At 59.2% G+C, this 1,229-nt stretch carries 1 protein-coding gene; it reads left to right on the top strand.

Annotated elements, in window-relative coordinates; all coding sequences use genetic code 11:
- A partial coding sequence (tuf, locus tag GOX88_RS23245; RefSeq protein ID WP_170407828.1) for an elongation factor Tu occupies window positions 1–1,176 on the top strand: 1,176 nt, incomplete at its 5' end.
- Window positions 1,177–1,229: the final 53 nt, after the last annotated feature.

The raw sequence follows: 1,229 nt of genomic DNA, 5'->3' as shown, positions 1-1,229 counted from the left end.
ATGGCAAAGGAAAAGTTTGAGCGTAATAAGCCGCACGTCAACATCGGCACGATTGGCCACGTTGACCACGGCAAGACCACGCTGACCGCAGCAATCACCAAGTATTTCGGTGACTTCAAAGCGTATGACCAGATTGACGGCGCGCCTGAAGAAAAAGCACGTGGCATCACCATCTCGACCGCCCACGTGGAATACGAGACCGACAACCGCCACTATGCGCACGTCGACTGCCCCGGCCACGCCGACTACGTCAAGAACATGATCACCGGTGCTGCCCAGATGGACGGCGCGATCCTGGTTGTGAACGCCGCTGACGGCCCGATGCCGCAGACCCGCGAGCACATCCTGCTGGGCCGCCAGGTTGGCATCCCGAAGATGGTCGTGTTCATGAACAAAGTTGACCAGGTTGACGACGAAGAGCTGCTGGAACTGGTTGAGATGGAAGTTCGCGAACTGCTGTCCAGCTACGAATACCCCGGCGACGACATTCCGATCATCGCCGGTTCGGCTCTGGCGGCGATGGAAGGCAACAACCCGGAAATCGGCGAAGAGAAGATCAAGGAACTGATGGCGGCTGTTGATGACTACATCGACACCCCTGAGCGTGAAGTCGACAAGCCGTTCCTGATGCCGGTCGAAGACGTGTTCTCGATCTCGGGCCGTGGTACCGTTGTGACCGGTCGTGTCGAGCGTGGCGTGATCAACGTTGGCGACGAGATCGAAATCGTCGGCATCCGTGACACTCAGAAAACCACCTGTACCGGTGTTGAAATGTTCCGCAAGCTGCTGGATCGCGGTGAAGCGGGCGACAACATCGGCGCCCTGCTGCGCGGTATCGACCGTGACGGCGTTGAGCGTGGCCAGGTTCTGTGTAAGCCGGGTTCGGTTACACCGCACACCAAGTTCGAAGCCGAAGCCTATATCCTGACCAAGGAAGAAGGCGGTCGTCACACTCCGTTCTTCGCGAACTACCGTCCGCAGTTCTACTTCCGTACAACTGACGTGACCGGCACCGTGACCCTGGCCGAAGGCACCGAGATGGTCATGCCCGGCGACAACGTCGGCTTCACCGTCGAGCTGATCGCACCGATCGCGATGGAAGACGGCCTGCGTTTCGCCATCCGCGAAGGCGGCCGCACCGTCGGCGCCGGCGTTGTGTCGAAAATCATCGAGTAATTCGCACTCGCGAATGATCAATCGGAAAGGGCGTCCCTCGGGGCGCCCTTTTT

This window comes from Ruegeria arenilitoris, from assembly GCF_013030985.1.
Taxonomy (GTDB): Bacteria; Pseudomonadota; Alphaproteobacteria; order Rhodobacterales; family Rhodobacteraceae; genus Ruegeria; species Ruegeria arenilitoris_B.
The sequence above is the reverse complement of the archived record's forward strand: the minus strand, read 5'-3'. Positions and strand labels throughout refer to the sequence as shown.